Source organism: Vibrio galatheae (assembly GCF_000967545.1).
GTDB classification, from domain to species: Bacteria; Pseudomonadota; Gammaproteobacteria; order Enterobacterales; family Vibrionaceae; genus Vibrio; species Vibrio galatheae.
Map to the genome: position 1 here is coordinate 64,366 of NZ_JXXV01000007.1, position 18,037 is coordinate 82,402.

The window sequence follows — 18,037 nt, forward strand, 5'->3', positions numbered from 1 at the left end:
AATTTTGAGGAGTGAAAAACATGCCACATATGCACTGCCACTGCTGCGGAAAAAGCACAGCACACAAGATAGTCATGAAGCGTTGCGAAATGCAGCATGATTCGGTGGTAAAAAGTATGGCTTGTTTTTTTTCGACGTTATTTCAAGGCGCGCATTACGTCAAAATGGAGCAACAGGCATTTTGCCGCGTATGTAACACTCAGTCGGAAGTCGTTGCTACTCAGGATGCATTTTCAGATGTGAAAATCGCGTAACCTTCACAAAAATACCTTCAATCGCGACATAGATATAAGTGGAATTGAGTTTATCGCTTAAAATGGCGTTAAGTTATTCTACACGTACAACAAAGCATTCATGGACCTAGACCGAATTGACCGAGAGATACTGCGCGCTCTAAACCTCAAGGGGCGACTGCCGATTGTTGAACTCGCCAAACAGGTAAACCTCACAACCTCACCTTGTTCTGATCGTGTAAAACGCTTAGAGAAAGAAGGCTATATCACTGGCTATCATGCCGAGTTAAACCCCGAAAAACTTGGGCTCGATGTTCAGGTTTTTATTCATATTCGACTCGACCAAACGAGTTTCTCAATTTTCGAAAAATTCGCCCAAGCAGTGTCTGACATGCCAGAAATCGAAGAGTGCTACTCATTATCGGGAGATTTTGACACCATGATCAAAGTTAGGGTCAAAGATATGAAAGCTTATCAATATTTTATGTCGACTAAGCTGGGTACTTTACCCGGTGTGATCCAAACGCGGAGCGAGGTTGTGATCGAAGAACACAAGACCAGCTTTGGCGTTAATGCAGATCTCATTGCTAAGTTATAAAAAATGGGAAGCATCATGCTTCCCATTTTTAGCGTTGTTGCATTAGGCAACAAAAGATGACACCACACCAATCAAGCCACCAAATACACCGCCCCATACGACCAGCCAACCAAGATGCTCTTTAATCATTTTTTGCACCATCTCTTTGACTAGTTTCGGCGTCAGTTCATTCAGGCGCTGATCAATAATGTTTTCAACATTGGTACGAATCTCGTCCATCATTGCAGGTGCTTCAAACTGCTCTTTGAGCGCGTCTTTAATGGAGTCGCTGTGACTCATGTCGACAATCGCTTGCTTCATCTTTTCGACGAAGGGCTGCTTCATTGGCTGTAGAGCTTCCGTTCCACCAAACATGGCGAGCATGCCACCAAATTGAGAGTTAGCAATGACGTCGACAAGCGAATCAAAGGTTGGGTTAAAGTCAATTTTTTCAATCACAGGTTCAAGGTTAAGCGACTTGCCTCCCGCCAGCTCCTTACTCAAAAACTTATCGATGTTTTCTTGGGTGAAAAACTGTTCCATCATCAGATTTTTGATCGCCGCTTTAAACTCCTCAAAGCGTGCCGGAATAACACCAGAACCATACAATCCAGGAATTTTTTCGAAAAGCATATGGATGGCAAGCCAGTTAGTGATCGCGCCTGAGAATGCAAATAATCCGGCGTAAAAGGCCATTTGGTTGTCGGTTTGATGGCCTCCTGCGAGCAGAGCTAAAGCAACTATATTGGTGAGTAAACTCTTGTTCATGATGAAAAATGGATGAAAGTTTGACATTGATGCGAAGTATATAACAAGTCGATCTTATTGTGACATACCTTTGGCTAGATTAAGTATTTCCCGCACGTCGCTAGCTTTCTTGTGTTGCGAGTATCGCTTGTTTTACATGTTCGGGAATGGACGCTTTAGTTTGGTTTTTGAAATCAAACATGACACAAGTGGCGCTACCTGTGGTGGTGACTTTGCCCAGTTTTTTGCTGACGATAAGGTATTCCATGGTAAATCTGTCATCACTTAAACTGCTGACACGCGAGCCAATTAAGAGCGTATCAGGGTATGTTACTGGAATTTTATAACGGCAGTCAGTATGGCCTAACACTGGCCCGATATGGCTGGTTTGTAGGTCAACAAGCAGTTCAATTTTCTTAAAATAGTCCAAGCGCGCTGTTTCAAAATAGCGAAAATACACGGCGTTGTTGACATGTTGTAGTGCATCCATTTCGCCCCAAGCGACCGGTATTTCAGTCACGATAGGGTATTCTGCTAGCAAGGGTTCCATGATCATTCTCCTTTGGTATCGAGCAAATAGTCTAAATCGAAAGGAGAAGAATGTGATTTTTATGTTATTGATTTGTGATCATTGCAAGGTGCGTTTGTATCAGTACTGACAATGACGACTACAATCACCAAGTTAACCAGCTACTGGTCATAAGGTACTGCATTAAGTTGCCACATGTTCAAGGTGTGTTGGACGCTATCACACTTGCCAAGTAATATTTGGTACTTGGGTTCATAGGGCTTACCTATGTAGGTGGTGCGAATGAGTTCTTCCGTTTTCAAATCGATCTGTGCAACAGCTCGACCTTTAAAGTTTTGCAGAATGACGAATTGGTCACTTGAGTTGTTCTTTATAAAACCAAAGGTGTCCTCTGAATGCAACAGCTTACACTTTAGTGGCAGTGATGATGAATGTTGTGCTGAACTTGGGTTGGTCAACAGTAGCACATACAGTAGTAAGGTGCTCATCTCGCCGTCCTTACTCAACCTAAAACTTAAGTATAGGTAAAGGTCGTGAGTTATACAGAAACTTTTCGAGAGATAAAAAAGGGTCCGAATGGACCCTTTATGCGCTTTCAAGCGGTTATTGAGTTCGATAGCTTTTCAGTATATCCGCTAACGACACCGATGCTTGGGTAAGGTTCTCCACACCAGCAGAAGATTGCTCTGCGACACTGCGTATGGTGTTGGATTGTGAACGAATATCGCTTAGTTCAGAGGCGATATCATTCGCCACAGCACTTTGCTCTTCCGCTGATGTCGAGATCTGAATGCTCATATCCATCAGTGAACGTGCTGATTCAGAAATTGATTGGACGTCGTTGCCGATATCCGACACAAGATCGCTGCTGGTTTGCGCTTGACTGACGGTTTGCTCCGTAATTGAAGCGATACTGCGGGTTTCTGATTGCAGCTTCTCAATCATAGATTGAATTTCTACCGTTGCCGCCTGAGTTCGGCTCGCGAGTGTACGCACTTCGTCTGCAACGACGGCAAAGCCACGTCCTTGCTCGCCAGCACGTGCAGCCTCGATAGCAGCGTTGAGTGCGAGTAGGTTGGTTTGTTCTGAAATCGCGTTGATTGTGGTGATGACGTCATTAATCTGAGTTGTGTTCTCTGTAAGGCTGGCTACAGACTCAGACGCCTTACCAATGTAGTCAGAGAGACGAGTAATTTCGCTAATAGCAGATTGGACACGTTGGTAACTTTGCTCAATATGGTGAGCGTCACTTTCGGTCTGGGTAGTCGCTTGCTGAGAAATGTTGGATACTTCTTTTGCTGAAGCAGTCATTTCTTCCATAGCGGTTGCAACGGAATCTAGTGAAGCATATTGCTGACTGATTTGGCTCTCACTTAGCTTCATCTCTTGCTCGAATGAAGATGAAGTCTCGCTCAAAGTTGTGGCATTTTCTTTTACCGTCACCACGAGATCGGTCAGTGTATCCATTGCTTTATCCAGCGCGCAGCCGATAGTGCCGAACTCGTCACGACCGGGGTGGAAGCCTAATCGGGATGTAAGATCACCTTCACCAATGCGTTGTGTTGTAGTGTAAAGAACCCATAATGCGCCGCCCAAGAAGGTGGCGACCCAGTAGCTGAACACGGCAAAAGGTATTGCCCACAAAAAGCTTAAGCCAAAGCTGGTTAGCGCTTGTGACTCGACATCATCTGCTGAGCTTTTATTATTCAAGACCAGTTGAAAGGCTTGGCCGTTTGAAGCTTGCGCACTCACAGTCGCCACGCCTTGGTTATAAGTTGACGATTTTACTGCATTGATTTGAGACACATTGGCGAGTTGGCTAACTTTTTGTGGGTCGCCAACGCTGAGTATACCTTTGAGCTGTTGCTCAGCAGCATAGATAGTGTTCTGTTCGAAAGCTTTAATCGTGGCGTGATACCTGCCACCTGCCGTTGCGGCTAGGGCGATCAAGAACAAAATAAATATTACCCAGAGTTTGTCGTTAATAGACATTTTGATGAACAAACGGTCTATCGTTCGAAATTCAACTTCTTTCATATCAGAATTCCCATTCCATCTATGCCGGTAGGCTTCTTAGAATATTGTAAAATTGTAGTCATAAATTTATCGGTCAGAGATGAGGAATTATGAGCCTCTTGTCTCACTAATTTGTAATTATAAGATAGATTTGTTCCATTTATGTGAAGAGGATCGCTATGTGGCGAAAGTTTATGCAATTTGCCAGTGTGAATCATTAACGAGTTGAGAGACTTGTTGTCCAGGATACAAGTCACTTGGCTTTATTTTTGCTAAGTTGCAAGCTGAATTTCACAAGGAGGTAGCAATGGAAATAAAAATAGGTTTATTAGATAACCCACAAGTGATCAATTTACTTCAAGAGCATCTCGCCGATATGAATGCCACTTCTCCCCCCGAAAGTGTCCATGCTTTAGATGTCTCTGCTCTACAAGATGAGCGCGTGACTTTTTGGAGTGGCTGGAAAGATGGCAAACTGATGGGATGCGCAGCGATTAAACGTATAGATGTACACCATGTGGAAATAAAATCGATGCGAACGGCTTCTGATGCCCGAAACCAAGGCGTAGCTTCTTTTATGCTTCAATTTGCTCTTGATTTTGTGCGCCAGGAGGGCATTCAGCAGGTGAGCTTAGAAACTGGCTCGATGGCGTTTTTTGCACCTGCACGTGCCCTGTATGAAAAATTTGGTTTTCGTTATTGTGGACCTTTTGCGGACTATCAGCCGGACCCTAACAGCCAGTTTATGACGTTAACGTTTTAAGTTAACTCTGTTCAATCACTTGTCGTTTATGCAAGAGCTGTCGAGGAGAGAATCCCGTCACCATCATGGTGCCACTAAGCACCATAGTGGTGCCTACAATGGTGTTAATCCCAATGGGCTCGTCTAGAATCAGCGCTCCCCACAGGATGCCAAATACGGGAATCAAAAACGTTACAGAAAGTGCCGATGCCGCGCCTTCATCTGCAACAAGTTTGAAGTAGAGTAAGTACGCTGCACCAGTACAGACGACCCCGAGCGCAATAACCGATAGCATTTCGTATTGGCTTGGTTCTCCTCTCATTGGAATAAAAGGCAGCAGAGGTAGAATGAGCAGCACTGCAGCCCACATATTACCGTGAGCATTGTCGAAAGCGGCAATTTTGGGGGCCGTCTTGGTATAGTTGGTTGCGATGCCATAGCTGAACGCCGCCATAAGACTGGCAAAAATAGGTAGAGCAGCGCCAATACCTAAGTGGATCGCATCTAACCCGACGAGAACGATGACCCCAGAAACGCCAACCAGCATACCTACGCCTGCCTTTGCAGTTAAAATCGTTTTGTGCCAGAAAATACCGATTAGTGCTCCCCATATAGCGGCTGTCGAATTGAGCACGGACAGTGTTGAAGCATTAAGTGTTTGCGCTGCGTAGGCAAATAGCATAAAGGGGAGAGCAGTATTGAGTAGACCTATGATCATAAAATGCTTGAGGTTACGACCAAACGCTAATTTGCGCTTTAAATAGAGTGCAACGAGCAACAGGCTCATCGCGGCGAATCCGACCCTAAATTCAATCAAATAAGCCGGACCGAATGTGTTTGCAGCGATACGCATAAATAGAAATGAACCACCCCAGATTGCAGCTAGGCAAACTAGGCGGAGAAAGCTTATTGTACTCATTATTATCTCCTTCATATTTGTTAGCACAATGTGAACGAAAGCCACACGATAGGCAAGAATAAAACGAGTTAGATTTCCGAAACTGGCTAGTGTTCATATCCACAGTTTGGAGGATTTTTCATCTGATGAGAAAATGTTTGAACCGTGTAGTCGTCATATGATTTGCCCAAGACTACTCTAGAGCCGTATCAACCAGTTAAAGTCGAGTACCGTAATGAATTTGGTCGTTAACATTAACAAGAGTGTGCGCAGGCATGGTTTCGAGCTTGCGACTCGACAAGCGTGGAAATGTGGCGTGAAAGCCAATTTGGTCAAGCGTGTCATTGGCGTCGCACGTGGCCAAATCGTCTGTGTGATTGAAGGCGTCCGACCTGAATTATCGACAGAGATGAACAACAGTTTGCACTCGGAATCTAAACAAGGCCGTTATGTGTTTGTTGGCGGTGTAGTTTGGTTGCCCAACGATTTGCTTGCCCCAGGTTTTCCCGATTTTATGTTTATGCATCTAAGGAACTTAGGAACAAAACACAAATACATGACCGATGATGAATTGTTTACCAATCTGGCTTAGAAACCATCATGTTGGCTGTTTGTATGAGGCGTTTTTTAAGATTCGAAGTTACGATGATGATTTCGTTGCCCAAAACGACCAGAAAGGACGATTTGGGCAACGGATGTTATTAATGGTCTAAGTAGAGGTAGTTTTGCCAACTCTTCATGCGAATTAGAACTTTACGCATAATAGAGACATGGCTGAATTTATCTGAGTAAACCGCCACTTCAACCGCTGTGCCTAACGGGAGGTTGTACTCCGTCATATCGTCGGTAATTTTGAGTTTAACAAACACTCGCCCACTTGTTCGCAGGGCTTCTGTACCTAGTAAAGCGCCTCGAGCCTGAAATTGGCTTTCACCGATAGCAGGAAGCACCTCAACGACTTCACCTTTAAATACCTTACCTGGAAGCGCTCTAAAGACGAACTCTGCTTCAAAGCCAGGTTCTAGGCGCTGCAGTGAATTCTGTCTAAATGCCGCCGTGTAAAAAACGTCCTCAGTATGCACAAAGGTCATGACCGGAGCCAGTGGCAGAGGTACCGCCATTACACCAGGTCGTAGTGCGAGTTGAGTGGCAAAACCGTCTGTTGGTGCGCGAACAATGGTTTGCTCCAAATCAAATTCAGCTTGACGCAGTTCTTCAATTAGACGAGCGACCGTTGTGTTTTCTCCACCAATTTCGGAATCCAATGCGAGCCGTGCTTGATCAACCCTAGCACTTGCTACATTGACTGAAGATTCTGCTGCTTTATAGGCTTGACGTCGAGTGTCGAGTTGTTGTTCAGTAAACGCACCTTTGTCATAACCTCGCTGATAGCGATCAAATTCACGTTTTGCTTTGTCACGTTCCGCAATCGCTCGGTTCTTTGATGCAATGGCCTCTTGTAGAGAAGATTCTAACCCTAATGCACCTTGGCTTGCCTCTTTGATTTGCGCTTGTTTCTTCGCTACTTCGGCTTGGTAAGGAATAGGGTCAATAGTGAACAGAATATCACCTTGCTTCAGCGGCCTATTTGGTTGTACTGGAACTTCGATGACACGACCGCGAACACCAGAAACAATAGGTGTAGTTGAATAGACTTGGTTACCAATTTGAGTAAATGGATGGTTGTAGTTCATTAACAGGATAAGTGTACCGATAAGGACAACCCCACCCAAAACTGCTGTCGGTACTGTCCATTTATTCAAAGGAATTTTGAAGACTTTGAAAATCGTTATGCACAGTGCTGCATAAGTCATAATGAGTAGTAAATCCATTATTTGTTCTCCTCACTATTTTCGACGTTAGCAGTGGAATCTGTGGTGGTATGACTCTGTTGCTTGAGCTTTGAAACTTCATGCTGTAATTGACTGACCTGATCCATAAGGGCACTGACTCTATGGTGGATATCGTGCTGCTCTTCTTCGAGTCGCTTAAATCCCCAACCACGCTCTTTACGCCACAACGTGGCCCAGATCCACAAAAAGGGCCAAAGAGCATGCAATGTGAACAAGCTGACCCAACCCGCGTAATGGATAGCATCTTGGTGAGGGTGTTCACGCTCTTTAGCGATCTCGTAGGGAATATCGTGTATCACGATGATGCCGTAGAAAATAACTAACGCGACAAAGATCAAAAGACCTAACGCGAAATAGTCTAGAAACATATGAGTCTTCCTTCTTAAGTAAATCGGGTTAACAATACTGGGATGATTCTATAAAGTATAGAAATAAACGCTATGTATTAGAGATATTTACGCTATATCTTATTAAAAAGATGCCAGTTATCGTTGGATTTATTATTTAAGTTACGAAATAGTTTGAGCATCTATTGTTAGCATTGATAAATGAACATCTGCTAGATGAGAGTAGCAGATGTGTTAATACGTGAGATGAGGACCTATTCGGTGCAAACTTGATTGCGACCATTGGCTTTGGCGCGATATAAGGCTTTGTCGGCGCGGTAGAAGGTTCTTTGTGTGTTTTCGCCTTCTCGATGCAGCGTAATACCGATACTGACCGTCAGTCCTCGTTCGCCCAAAATACTGTGCCAACCGAACCCAAAAATGCGCTCTCTGTACGCTTCAGCATGCATTTCTGCTTGTTCTAGTGTCGAGCGTTCGAGTATTACCAAGAACTCCTCACCACCAAAGCGAACACATGACGCTCCGCGAAATTTGAAGTAGCTCGATAGTTCGTGAGACACATTAACAATCGCTTTGTCGCCTACTAAATGGCTCAGCTCATCATTAATTGATTTGAAGTGGTCGATGTCGACAACCATGAGTGCGAATGGTACATCATGCAGGAGCAAGTCTTTGAGTTTTACATCCAACCAACGTCTATTGTGCAGTGCCGTTAGAGGATCGGTAAATACGTCTTGTTGTAACTGAGCCACTGCGTGTTTTTGGCTTTCAGTGGTCTCTTTGAGTTCTCTGTTCTCTTGTTCAGATAAAATCAATTTTAGTTGCAATTCAAAGCGCGACAACCGGCGCAGTTGACTCGCGCCTAGCTCCCCAATCGGGATCTTTTTCATCAAATCGCTTTCAATACGATAAGCACTTTTTTGATACTCTAAAGCGCTTTTGAAATCCTCTTTTTGCTGGCATATTTCCGCCAGTGCGTTACATAACTTTAGGTTGAGGATCGGAGAGGCGTACTGCTTTATGCGGTTACGTGTCGATTCCAAAACCCAGTTGGCAATATGCGCTTTGTTATGTTCACTTAAACAGGCGGCTAACTCTAAACGAATCATGTTCGAGAGCCAGGCAGAATGAATATTACCTGCCGCGTATTGAACATTGCCTAGACATTGCAAGGCTAAGTCCATCTGCTTGTTTTGGCGATAGATCTTAGTTTGGTACAGGATGATTTGACCAGAAAGGACTTTGTCACTGACTAAGATACTCAGTTCTTCACATTCCTTAATCAAGTCAGTAGCAGCGGTTGTGCGTTTTAAATCTATGTAGCACGACAGCATGTAAAGCTTGTAGCGAAGGCGCAAAGAGCGACTGCTTATAGCGTGGTCTATACTGTCGATCTTTTGGTAGTATCTGAGTGCCCGGTTGTGATCGCCATACGCATCACAGAGGTTACCCATGCCAAGTACCGCAAGGACATAGGCATCTATATAGCCAGTATCTACAGCGATGGTGGAAGAGCTAATATATTCATTCAGCGCGCCATGATAGTCGCCTAGATCGACTAATCTATCTGCAAGGCTATTTCGCACTTCCAATATGAGTTCTGCATCGTTAGGCAGAGCCAGATAATCAAGGGCTTCCCTTAGTTCTTCAATGCTTACTTGGTTCTGATTTAATCTAACGCGGAACTCAGCGCTAATGATTAGGCAATGAGCGATCTCTCGCGCCGATGTGGCGATGTGTTGACGTACGTGATTCCAAAATATAATCGCCTCTTCGCCTGAAACAGAAGAAGGATCTAAGCCAGAGTCAGAAATTTTATTGAGTAAGGCTTCCATGTTTTTGGTCCTGTCGCTGGCTGTCTTCTAACTGTTCTAAAGTAAATGGGAAAGTGAGAATATCTTGGAAGCTCACTATTGGCAGAGCATCTTTCAAACCCTTCCTATGCCACGGGTACATCTCAATCATTTTTGCTAACACTTGAAAAACGTTGACCACTTCATCTTTCTCGCCAGCCAACAATATCCCTAACATTTCACTGCTCAATCGAGATAGCATGTCTTGTTTATTACACAGTGAATGGGCGATTTGTGTACAGACATCGAGATAATTAGCATCAGGATGTTGGATGATGATAACGGCGCGGTTGGATCGTTTTAGTTCTGTTTTGAACAAAACAAGCTGTTCCCACCAATACGTTTCCGACACCATTTGGCTAAGTTGTTTTTCGGGATCAAACTCGTGCTGGCCGCGAATGCGGTTAATAAGCTTACGTGCCCGTTGTTCGAGCTGGCGTTTAGACGATCTTGCTTTGTCATTACTCACTCGCGCGGTTTGCTCTCTCAACATATTGATAGAGTGAGTGCGGTACTTTTGAAAGGCTTCGAGTGCGGTTTTGTAGTCTCCAGACTCTTCCGCGACGCGCGATTGTTGGAAACAGATTTGCGATAGCAGTTCACCATTATCAAATCTCACCGCAGACTGTTCGGCTCGAACCAATAAATCGGCCGCTTTGTCTGGGCGTTTACGCAATAGTTCAACACGTGCTCTACTGATGAATGAGTGGGCTTTCATCCATACTAGATCGTGCTGCATGGCTAACTCATGCGCTTTTTTGGTCGCCTGTTCTGCGTCTTCAACACGCTCAAGGCCGAGTAGCGCTAACCCCCTAAAATCCCAAACTTCCGCTTGCCACGTTTTATCGTAATGCCCTTTTAATGCCTCAGTTGCACCATCGAGTACCGACAGCATTTCAATATAGTCGTTGAGAAGATATAGATCCCAGGCGAGCAAAATTCTCGCTTTGCCTTCAAGCCATTCGATGCGTGCGTTATTGGCGACGATAACCGCCAACTCGTGGGTACTTTTTGCCAGTTGGTATTCGTGAGTAATACGCCACACATTGCCTAGACCGATTAAAGACTCAAGCTGAACTTCTATCTCGTCAACCAATGCAGATTGTTCTAACGCATTGATCCAGTATTGTTGTGCGGAGTAGTATCTGGCGAGTCCCCAGTAGTGCAGGGCATGGATATGCAAAATTTCAGGCAGTAGATCATCAGTATCGAGGGTGTTTAGTTTACTATGCGCTTCTTTGATGTACTTGAGGCCCTTGCGGTACTCCATAGTACACCAAGCGCAGCGAGACATAATGACAAGGCTTTGGATTTCACCTTCAGGATAAAGTATCTGCGCGGAACGTGCTGCACACTGTTCCGCGATGGCCCACACTTTGTCAGGCTCCGATTCGACCTTGCCTTTTAGTTGATCTATCTCGATCTCTAGAAGTCGCTGGCTTTTATCCAATGAATCAATCCTTTAACTGCTGAGCACACTAATTAGTATAAGTCATTATATGAATAGCGACGGGGCAAACTCCACTAAAAGTACTATTTAAGGGAGTGATTAACGGCACGTGTCACAATACTGACAATTATGAAAGCAGCTCTCGTAGAGTCAAAGGTGATTGAGTTATCTCTAAATTTTGAGCAGCTGTCTTTCCGGTTTTGTCTTGATAGCACAAATTGTGCCAAGCTCGGAAAATATCCAACATAGGCAGCAACCCACCGGGTCTCAGTTTTCGTCGGGGCTCGTTCACAAAACCTTCGAACAGTGTTTGAAAACGGTGCTGGTAGAACTTTGTCCGCCGGATTGATGCATTGCGTAACCATTGTTTTGGCTGGCTATTTTCACCAGCAAGATAACAAATCCCTTTCGAAGAGTCACCACTGGTGGCGATAGCCCAGCGATCGCGCCACCAACCCATATGCACAATATCAACTTTGTCTACGGTGTAGTCCTCTCTCCACGCTTTATCTTCTTCGACATACATTAAGTCGATATTTTGACGCAAAATGCGAGGCAAGCAGACGCTGAGTGCCGCAGAACGCAAAACCGGGTCTTGGGGCAGATAGATAGACACCTGCCTCTCGTTGTGACACATATCGAGTACGTGTAGGAAATGGGCGTACGATGTATATGGTGGTCTAATCAACGCTCCTTTGGAAGGGTAGTTAAACACAGTAAGATTACCCATAGGATCTTCGACATTGCCACGGGCGAGAATCGTTTGATATTGCTGGTCTATCCGCTCTCTTAATCGAGGAGATGGTGTTGGGGCCGGCATATTGGCTTCGGAAGAGTGATCACGAGACACAAAACGCGCAGGAAACTGATAAGGGTTGTGATCAACGCTGCCTAATGGCTCCTCAGCAGACGAATAGTTGACGTGTTGGCAAAGAATATAACCACTGTGCGCTTCACCTGTCGCCATCCACAAGACACCGTTGTTACTTTTGGGTTGAAGCGGCACATAATAAGACGCCAATTCGTAACTTGATGCGTGATTGACCCAGCGCGCATCAAACATCGCGAGTTTCCTACGGCAACGACTGGCGATGTGATCTAGGTGGTCATAAAACGTCTTTGGATTGATTTCTAATTTACGGCATATCTCGCGTACCGAGTAGCCCATAAAAAGCAAGCCAAGTAAGTTTTCTTGAAATGAGAGTTTTTTGTTGGCACCTGACCACTTGTCGACAAACGTCGATTGACAGGCTTTACAGCGATAACGCTGTCTGTCTCCGCTGTAACCAAATGCATGGTAAAGGTGTTTGTGAGTGTGGACTGAGAGGCCAAAGTTTTCGCACTCGCCATTACGACAAGCTGGCAGACCATCACTGTGCAGCTGACGCAGGCGATGGAGTTCATTGAGAACTTCTTGGTTGTTAAGTAAGGGGGGGAAAGCGCCACATTCACGGCAAACCATCGCTGGTCGCTTAGGGTTAGCATGCTGCACAACGTAACGATGTGCATCACTCAATCCAAAGTTGTCACACGCCAATGTTTTACAAAAGTTGAGCTGTAACCCGTTCGCTTCCTTTGGCAGTTGGCCGGCTGTCACTATCTCCCCCTCGGGATTATTCAGGCCACCAAACCAAGATTTGGTGGCAAAGGAATAGAATTAGATGTTGATTGCAGTTTCTAGCGCGACTTTCATCATGTCGTTAAACGATTTTTGACGCTCTTCTGAACTTAGCTTTTCGCCGCGGATGATGTGATCAGAAACCGTTAGAATGGTCAGGGCTTTAGCGCCTAGGTCAGCTGCAACGCCGTAGATGCCAGCCGCTTCCATATCAACGCCAAGAATGCCTAGCTTTTCCATTTTCTCGAACAAGTCTGCTTCAGGAGTGTAGAAAAGATCTGCTGAGAAAACGTTACCCACTTTTACTGGTACTTGCTGTGCACGTGCTTGATTGACGGCTTCTTCTAAAAGACCGAAGTCGGCAATCGCTGCGAAGTCGTGGTTGTTAAAACGGATGCGGTTTACTTTAGAGTCCGTAGATGCACCCATGCCAATGACAACGTCCATCAGTTTAACGTCATCACGTACCGCACCACAGCTACCAACACGAATAACATTTTTTACACCGTATTCGGCGATCAGTTCGTGTACATAGATGCAGCATGAAGGAATACCCATGCCGTGGCCCATGACAGACACTTTTTTACCTTTGTAAGTACCTGTGTAACCAAACATGTTGCGAACGTCACATACTTGCTTCACGTCATCTAGGAATGTTTCTGCAATGTATTTAGCACGTAGTGGGTCACCTGGCATTAGGACTGTTTCAGCGAAATCACCTGGTTGTGCGTTAATGTGTGGGGTTGCCATAGTTATTACTCCAAAAATGAATAGTAATTCGGACTATTGATTACTAATTTTGTTGATTCTGAAAAATCTGTTGAAGCAATACTAGCTATATCTGCCAGTGCTCCATGAGAAGTATGTCACAAAAGGTAGGTGTTCGGCGTATTTGTTACTTATTGATAACTAAAAATGTTGAAAATGGTTGAGCAATCGATTTGTAAAAACGTTTGCGTAATGAGTGAACCAAAAAGAACCAAAAAACGTAGCATCTGATTATGTTGTACAAGTTGTTTTGTTGTACAGAAATTATATTTTATGCTAAAAATTATACAAAATGTTTGGTTGTATATATTGGCTGGACGAAGGAGCTCGAGATGAATCAGCAGCAGATTAAGATCGGAATCAGTTCGTGTGTACTCGGTGAGCGCGTGCGTTTTGATTCTGGACATAAAATTAGCAAGTTCGTGACCAAAGAACTCTCGCCATATTTCGAGTTCATATCTGTGTGTCCCGAAGTGGGAGCGGGGATGCCAGTTCCAAGGCCGACGATTAGGCTGATGTCGAATGAAGATAGAATCGAGTTGGTCGAAACGAAAGACGTGACCAAAGAACACACTCAGGCAGTTGTCGATTATTCAAAAAGTAAAATAGCTCAGTTGGAGCAAGAGCTACTGTGTGGCTATATAGTGTGTGCAAAATCCCCCACTTGCGGTATGGAGCGGGTAAAAGTGTACCGAAAAGACGGCGCTACCAATGTCGGCGTCGGCCTCTATACCAAAGAGTTGATGACCCAAATGCCCTGGTTACCTGTTGAAGAAGATGGAAGATTAAACGACCCACTACTCAAAGAGAACTTTATTACACGCGTCTATACCTTAAAAGATTTTTATAGTTCTATGGGAGAAGCGCCAACACGTGGAAAAATTGTTGCTTTTCACTCGCGTTATAAACTTACTTTAATGGCTCATCACCCCTCTTCTTATAAGCAACTTGGTAAACTAGTGGCCAACGTCAAAGATTATGACATCGACGATTTTTATCGACTCTATCGTGAGGGGCTGATGAAAGCGATGGCGCATCGCGCGAGTCGAAAAAATAACACTAACGTTTTAATGCATTTACAAGGTTATTTTAAACGTGAACTCGACAAGCAACAGAAACAAGAACTGCGACAAGTGATCGATGACTATCGGGTCGGATTGCTTCCTCTTCTTGCGCCGCTAACGCTTATCAAACACTATCTAACCGCACATCCCGATGCGTACCTTGCCGAGCAAGCTTTTTTACAACCTTACCCACAGGAGTTACGTTTAAGATATGGGCTATGAAAAAAAACTTTACGCGATTCGTGAGATTGCTGAGATTACTGGCGTAAAACCTGTAACGTTAAGAGCCTGGCAAAGGCGCTATAACTTAGTTCAGCCTCAACGAACTGACAAAGGACACCGCCTTTTTAGCGATGCAGATATTGCTTTGATTGGTGAGATCCAAGGTTGGTTAAGCAAAGGGGTACCCATTGGTAAGGTTAAAGGGATCTTAGAGTCCAGTGACCCTAACAAGGGGGAGGAGTTCCTAGCCACTGACCAATTGGATGAAGTTAGCGCGTTTTTGCAGGCATTAGCAGAACTAAACAAAGCAAAAGCCGATGCTATTGTGGCAATCGTGTTCAAAGAATATCCATTAGAGGTGGTTGAGAAGCAATTTGTCCGACCTACTGAGAAGGCACTATCGGTAGTCAAGTTTGGTCTCAGGGCGCTGCAAAAAGGCCTAATGGATGCCATTTTCGTTGCGCGACTGAACGCCATTATTGAATCGGAGAACAAAGCAGCCAAAGCAGGCAAATGTTTGTTTATCAACTACGACAATGCCAATAACCTGCACGCGCGGCTATGGGCGTTGAAACAGTCTGAATCGGGTAAGCATCTTGTTATTATCGATGGCATAGAAGATTTATCGGGGTTGATAGAACATCAAGGTCTCGACGCTTACGCCACTCTGGCCATTTATAGCTCACGCCCGATAACGGCAGGTCAGTCTGTGGTACTAGCAAAAATACGCGCTTCCTTTGCTGGTCAAGTATTACTTTCTGACTTAATCAACAACTAAGGCATCGCAATGAAACTCGTTTGGTTACGTCGAGATTTACGTGTTGAAGATAACACGGCCTTAGTGCAAGCCTGCGCCAGTGGGGAACCTGTGGTTGCACTGTACATCGCCACGCCAAAAACTTGGCAAAATCATGCTTTAGCGCCCATTCAGGCCGATTTAATCTACCGTCGGCTATTTGAGCTGCAAAAAGATCTAGCAGCTAAAAACATCAACTTGTATTACGCGCAAGTCGACTCATTTTTGGATTCTGTGCAACTGGTCACCTCCATCGCGAAGCAGCAGGGAGTGAGTGGTGTGTGGTTTAACAAAGAATATGAGGTTGACGAGCAGCTAAGAGATGCAAAGCTGATTGGTATGCTTGAACAAGCGGGTATTGATGGCATTGGCTGTGATGACAAGTGTCTTCTCAAGCCTGGGAGTGTCGTTAACAAGCAAGGTGATTATTTCAAAGTTTTTACCCCCTTTAAACGAGCCTACTTAGAAAAAATGTACCGACAAGCTGTGGTGGTGACGAAAGTAACTCCTGTGCGAACTCAAGGTACAGTTCAATCGTCGCAGATTGACGAATTTTCATCTCAGTGTCCGTTTGACTATCCAAGACAAACGAGTAAACGCTACCCAGTGAACATGGACGCTATTATCAAACGATTGCGAGATTTTGAACGTTTGTCGGTCAGCAACTACCACCTTCAGCGTGACTTTCCTGCGATAGAGGGGACCAGTGAGTTATCTCCCTACTTAGCCATCGGTGCCTTGTCTATCAGACAATGTATGGCAAGGCTAATGTTTGAACAGCAACTCCCCCTTAGTGGAGGGCGCGAGATATGGCAAAGTGAGCTAGTGTGGCGAGAATTCTACCAGCACCTCACTTATTTTGAGCCTAAGTTATCCAAAGGGAAAAGCTTTACCCCTTGGGGTGACAACCTTGTTTGGAAAAAGAGTGATAGCGCCTTTTCTGCGTGGAAAAATGGCACAACTGGCTACCCAATCGTGGATGCAGCGATGCGACAGCTCAATCAAACCGGTTGGATGCACAATCGCCTTAGGATGATCGTTGCCAGTTTTCTAATCAAAGATTTACACCTTGATTGGCGTTTAGGTGAGCAATATTTTATGTCTCAATTGGTGGATGGCGATTACCCTGCCAATAATGGTGGTTGGCAGTGGTGTGCCTCAACAGGGTGTGATGGACAGCCGTACTTCCGCATTTTTAATCCTGTTACTCAAGGAGAGAAGTTTGACCCTCAAGGAGAGTTTGTTCGCACTTGGATACCCGAGCTTCAAGATGTACCGGACAAGTTCATCCACCAACCTTGGAAATGGATCAATGCTAAAGCTTTGTCATATCCTAGCCCAATAGTTGATCACAAGACCGAAAGAGAGATAACCTTAAGCCTCTATAAAGAAGCGAAGGAAAGATAAATGGTGCGTAAGTTTCTCGCATTTTTGTGTTGTGTCAGTTCTCCCTTGTTTGCTGCAACGTATGAATTACCCAGCCAAGACAGTAGCATTGTAGGGCGTACGCAGTACCACAAAGTGCAAGAGGGTGAGACCCTTGCCATCATCGCCAAACAGTATGATGTTGGCTTTCTTTCGTTAATGGCAGCCAATAAAGGGGTTGATCCGTTTTTACCTAAGGCCGACTTTGTGTTGACCATCCCGACGCAAATTATACTGCCCAATGTCGCGCGCGAAGGGATAGTGATCAATCTGGCAGAGCTGAGACTCTATTACTTCGAGCCCGAGATTAACAAAGTCCACATCTTCCCAGTTGGAATTGGCCGCGTGGGTCGCGATACACCGGAAATGGAAACTACCATTAGCCAGAAACGACCTAATCCGACTTGGACACCACCGGCATCAATTCGTCAAGAGTATTTGGCGAAAGGAATTGAGCTACCTGCTGTGGTACCTGCTGGGCCGGAAAACCCATTAGGTGAATATGCGTTGCGATTAGCCCATGGTGTTGGTGACTATCTGATACACGGTACCAACAAAGATTTTGGTATTGGGCTAAGGGTCAGCTCGGGTTGTATTCGCATGGAGCCAAAAGACATTGAGTGGTTGTTCCCTCAGGTTCAACTTGGCGAGAAGGTGACTGTGATTAATGAGCCGATTAAGGTCGCACTTGAACCAGACCGGAGTGTGTTTTTAGAAGCGCATGAACCTTTAACGCGTAGTGATGGAATTAAGCAGCCATTAGAAATACCACAAGAGCTAAGCTGGTGGTTAGAGGCGTTTGAGCAATCTGATGTGAAAGCCAAAGCGGCAATTTTGGCACAAAATGGTGTGCCGGTAGAGATTGTCGCACCGACATTTTAAAACAAAAAAGAAAGGGT

19 protein-coding genes are annotated in these 18,037 nt (G+C 44.9%); 8 read left to right on the plus strand and 11 right to left on the minus strand.

Features of this window, described 5'->3' with window-relative positions:
- Positions 1-20 precede the first annotated feature (20 nt).
- Positions 21-254, plus strand: a complete 234-nt coding sequence (locus tag TW81_RS03020; protein ID WP_045954259.1) for a hypothetical protein — start codon at positions 21-23, stop codon at positions 252-254.
- A gap of 100 nt (positions 255-354) precedes the next feature.
- Entirely contained in the window at positions 355-831 is a 477-nt protein-coding gene (locus TW81_RS03025; RefSeq protein ID WP_045954260.1) for an Lrp/AsnC family transcriptional regulator, read from the plus strand.
- A 42-nt stretch (positions 832-873) separates the two neighbouring features.
- Here TW81_RS03025 and TW81_RS03030 read toward each other — a convergent pair whose 3' ends face one another.
- The 4 genes from TW81_RS03030 to TW81_RS03045 all read right to left on the minus strand — a co-directional run bounded on the left by TW81_RS03030 (position 874) and on the right by TW81_RS03045 (position 4,123).
- Entirely contained in the window at positions 874-1,578 is a 705-nt protein-coding gene (locus TW81_RS03030; RefSeq protein ID WP_045954430.1) for a DUF445 domain-containing protein, read from the minus strand.
- A gap of 100 nt (positions 1,579-1,678) precedes the next feature.
- Positions 1,679-2,107 (minus strand): acyl-CoA thioesterase, encoded by a 429-nt coding sequence (locus TW81_RS03035; RefSeq protein WP_045954261.1) that lies wholly within the window; start codon positions 2,105-2,107, stop codon positions 1,679-1,681.
- A 140-nt stretch (positions 2,108-2,247) separates the two neighbouring features.
- The gene (locus tag TW81_RS03040) at positions 2,248-2,574 is read right to left on the minus strand and encodes a hypothetical protein (protein ID WP_045954262.1); all 327 of its coding nucleotides are present in this window, start codon (positions 2,572-2,574) and stop codon (positions 2,248-2,250) included.
- A gap of 115 nt (positions 2,575-2,689) precedes the next feature.
- Positions 2,690-4,123 carry a methyl-accepting chemotaxis protein gene (locus TW81_RS03045; RefSeq protein ID WP_045954263.1) on the minus strand — a complete coding sequence of 478 codons (1,434 nt, stop codon included), beginning with the start codon at positions 4,121-4,123 and terminating at the stop codon, positions 2,690-2,692.
- A gap of 286 nt (positions 4,124-4,409) precedes the next feature.
- Between TW81_RS03045 and TW81_RS03050 the strand changes: the two genes are divergently transcribed.
- Positions 4,410-4,865 (plus strand): GNAT family N-acetyltransferase, encoded by a 456-nt coding sequence (locus tag TW81_RS03050; RefSeq protein WP_045954264.1) that lies wholly within the window; start codon positions 4,410-4,412, stop codon positions 4,863-4,865.
- Between the two features lies 1 nt (position 4,866).
- On the opposite strand, the gene TW81_RS03055 is transcribed toward TW81_RS03050, so the two are convergent.
- Positions 4,867-5,763, minus strand: a complete 897-nt coding sequence (locus TW81_RS03055; RefSeq protein WP_045954265.1) for a DMT family transporter — start codon at positions 5,761-5,763, stop codon at positions 4,867-4,869.
- 214 nt (positions 5,764-5,977) lie between these two features.
- On the opposite strand from TW81_RS03055, the gene TW81_RS03060 reads away from it, so the two are divergent.
- Entirely contained in the window at positions 5,978-6,334 is a 357-nt protein-coding gene (locus TW81_RS03060; RefSeq protein WP_045954266.1) for a hypothetical protein, read from the plus strand.
- A 109-nt stretch (positions 6,335-6,443) separates the two neighbouring features.
- On the opposite strand, the gene TW81_RS03065 is transcribed toward TW81_RS03060, so the two are convergent.
- The 6 genes from TW81_RS03065 to deoD form a co-directional block, all read right to left on the minus strand.
- The gene (locus TW81_RS03065) at positions 6,444-7,574 is read right to left on the minus strand and encodes an HlyD family secretion protein (RefSeq protein WP_045954267.1); all 1,131 of its coding nucleotides are present in this window, start codon (positions 7,572-7,574) and stop codon (positions 6,444-6,446) included.
- Complete coding sequence (locus TW81_RS03070) at positions 7,574-7,963, minus strand: DUF3302 domain-containing protein (RefSeq protein ID WP_045954268.1); 390 nt, start codon at positions 7,961-7,963, stop codon at positions 7,574-7,576. Before TW81_RS03070 ends, TW81_RS03065 begins: the two co-directional genes overlap by 1 nt.
- Before the next feature lie 233 nt (positions 7,964-8,196).
- Positions 8,197-9,777 carry a GGDEF domain-containing protein gene (locus TW81_RS03075; RefSeq protein ID WP_045954269.1) on the minus strand — a complete coding sequence of 527 codons (1,581 nt, stop codon included), beginning with the start codon at positions 9,775-9,777 and terminating at the stop codon, positions 8,197-8,199.
- On the minus strand, positions 9,758-11,245 hold the full coding sequence (locus TW81_RS03080; RefSeq protein ID WP_045954270.1) for a hypothetical protein: 1,488 nt from the start codon (positions 11,243-11,245) through the stop codon (positions 9,758-9,760). The genes TW81_RS03075 and TW81_RS03080 overlap by 20 nt, the downstream gene beginning before the upstream one ends.
- A 127-nt stretch (positions 11,246-11,372) precedes the next feature.
- Positions 11,373-12,842, minus strand: coding sequence for a lactate dehydrogenase (locus tag TW81_RS03085; protein ID WP_045954271.1), 1,470 nt, complete (start codon positions 12,840-12,842; stop codon positions 11,373-11,375).
- A gap of 60 nt (positions 12,843-12,902) precedes the next feature.
- Entirely contained in the window at positions 12,903-13,613 is a 711-nt protein-coding gene (gene deoD / locus TW81_RS03090) for a purine-nucleoside phosphorylase (protein WP_045954272.1), read from the minus strand.
- Between the two features lie 350 nt (positions 13,614-13,963).
- Here deoD and TW81_RS03095 point away from each other — a divergent pair, with 350 nt between their 5' ends.
- Genes TW81_RS03095 through TW81_RS03110 form a run of 4 tightly spaced genes read left to right on the plus strand, consistent with a single transcriptional unit; the run spans position 13,964 to position 18,020 of the window.
- Positions 13,964-14,917 carry a YbgA family protein gene (locus TW81_RS03095; RefSeq protein WP_045954273.1) on the plus strand — a complete coding sequence of 318 codons (954 nt, stop codon included), beginning with the start codon at positions 13,964-13,966 and terminating at the stop codon, positions 14,915-14,917.
- Positions 14,907-15,695 (plus strand): MerR family transcriptional regulator, encoded by a 789-nt coding sequence (locus TW81_RS03100; protein ID WP_045954274.1) that lies wholly within the window; start codon positions 14,907-14,909, stop codon positions 15,693-15,695. The genes TW81_RS03095 and TW81_RS03100 overlap by 11 nt, the downstream gene beginning before the upstream one ends.
- A gap of 9 nt (positions 15,696-15,704) precedes the next feature.
- Complete coding sequence (phrB, locus tag TW81_RS03105; protein WP_045954275.1) at positions 15,705-17,120, plus strand: deoxyribodipyrimidine photo-lyase; 1,416 nt, start codon at positions 15,705-15,707, stop codon at positions 17,118-17,120.
- A complete protein-coding gene (locus TW81_RS03110; RefSeq protein WP_045954276.1) occupies positions 17,121-18,020 on the plus strand; it encodes a L,D-transpeptidase family protein in 900 nt (299 codons plus the stop codon). It begins immediately after the preceding gene.
- Positions 18,021-18,037 lie beyond the last annotated feature (17 nt).

Bases quoted from the DNA above. Each gene is read 5' to 3' on its own strand.
- TW81_RS03020 (WP_045954259.1), top strand. From the start codon at position 21: ATGCCACATATGCACTGCCACTGCTGCGGAAAAAGCACAGCACACAAG.
- TW81_RS03025 (WP_045954260.1), top strand. From the start codon at position 355: ATGGACCTAGACCGAATTGACCGAGAGATACTGCGCGCTCTAAACCTC.
- TW81_RS03030 (WP_045954430.1), bottom strand. From the start codon at position 1,578: ATGAACAAGAGTTTACTCACCAATATAGTTGCTTTAGCTCTGCTCGCA.
- TW81_RS03035 (WP_045954261.1), bottom strand. From the start codon at position 2,107: ATGGAACCCTTGCTAGCAGAATACCCTATCGTGACTGAAATACCGGTC.
- TW81_RS03040 (WP_045954262.1), bottom strand. From the start codon at position 2,574: ATGAGCACCTTACTACTGTATGTGCTACTGTTGACCAACCCAAGTTCA.
- TW81_RS03045 (WP_045954263.1), bottom strand. From the start codon at position 4,123: ATGAAAGAAGTTGAATTTCGAACGATAGACCGTTTGTTCATCAAAATG.
- TW81_RS03050 (WP_045954264.1), top strand. From the start codon at position 4,410: ATGGAAATAAAAATAGGTTTATTAGATAACCCACAAGTGATCAATTTA.
- TW81_RS03055 (WP_045954265.1), bottom strand. From the start codon at position 5,763: ATGAGTACAATAAGCTTTCTCCGCCTAGTTTGCCTAGCTGCAATCTGG.
- TW81_RS03060 (WP_045954266.1), top strand. From the start codon at position 5,978: ATGAATTTGGTCGTTAACATTAACAAGAGTGTGCGCAGGCATGGTTTC.
- TW81_RS03065 (WP_045954267.1), bottom strand. From the start codon at position 7,574: ATGGATTTACTACTCATTATGACTTATGCAGCACTGTGCATAACGATT.
- TW81_RS03070 (WP_045954268.1), bottom strand. From the start codon at position 7,963: ATGTTTCTAGACTATTTCGCGTTAGGTCTTTTGATCTTTGTCGCGTTA.
- TW81_RS03075 (WP_045954269.1), bottom strand. From the start codon at position 9,777: ATGGAAGCCTTACTCAATAAAATTTCTGACTCTGGCTTAGATCCTTCT.
- deoD (WP_045954272.1), bottom strand. From the start codon at position 13,613: ATGGCAACCCCACACATTAACGCACAACCAGGTGATTTCGCTGAAACA.
- TW81_RS03095 (WP_045954273.1), top strand. From the start codon at position 13,964: ATGAATCAGCAGCAGATTAAGATCGGAATCAGTTCGTGTGTACTCGGT.
- TW81_RS03100 (WP_045954274.1), top strand. From the start codon at position 14,907: ATGGGCTATGAAAAAAAACTTTACGCGATTCGTGAGATTGCTGAGATT.
- phrB (WP_045954275.1), top strand. From the start codon at position 15,705: ATGAAACTCGTTTGGTTACGTCGAGATTTACGTGTTGAAGATAACACG.
- TW81_RS03110 (WP_045954276.1), top strand. From the start codon at position 17,121: ATGGTGCGTAAGTTTCTCGCATTTTTGTGTTGTGTCAGTTCTCCCTTG.